Below are 501 nucleotides of genomic sequence, written 5' to 3' on the forward strand. Positions count from 1 at the left end.
ATTCCCCTTAGCGGTGAAAATCCGGAGACCAAGGCGACCGCTATCGCTTTTACACAATCGTTCCGTTCTCTCCGCTGTTTAAGCGGAAAATGGATGACAATATTTATAAAAACGCAAAAAAAGAAACCTCTCTTTTGTTAAAATGGAGTTGCCACACAACCATTTCAAAGGAGAGGTTTCTTTGTACATTCAATATACCATGGACCAACTTTGCTTGCCAATGGATCTGGAAGAAGATATCCCGGAAAATCACCTCGTTCGCGTCGTGAATACCGCCGTCAATCGGCTGGACAACGCCATTTTTGACGCGGCCTATCCCGGCGGCGGCCGTGACAGCTACCATCCTAAAATGCTCACCAAAGTAATCATCTACGCTTACACTCAGCGAATCTATTCGTCTCGCCAAATCGCCAAAGCGGTCCGGGAGAACATTCCCTTCATGTGGCTGGCCGGACGGCAGCGACCCGACTTCCGCACGCTGAATCGCTTCCGTTCCCAGCG

The 501-nt window shown here is 49.5% G+C and carries 1 protein-coding gene; it reads left to right on the top strand.

What is annotated here, in order from left to right:
• Positions 1 to 181: 181 nt before the first annotated feature.
• Positions 182 to 501: transposase (locus tag ACFSX3_RS30460; RefSeq protein ID WP_379313667.1), on the top strand; the 320-nt coding region annotated here is incomplete at its 3' end.

The organism is Paenibacillus rhizoplanae, assembly GCF_042684125.1.
Classification (GTDB): domain Bacteria; phylum Bacillota; class Bacilli; order Paenibacillales; family Paenibacillaceae; genus Paenibacillus_AQ; species Paenibacillus_AQ rhizoplanae.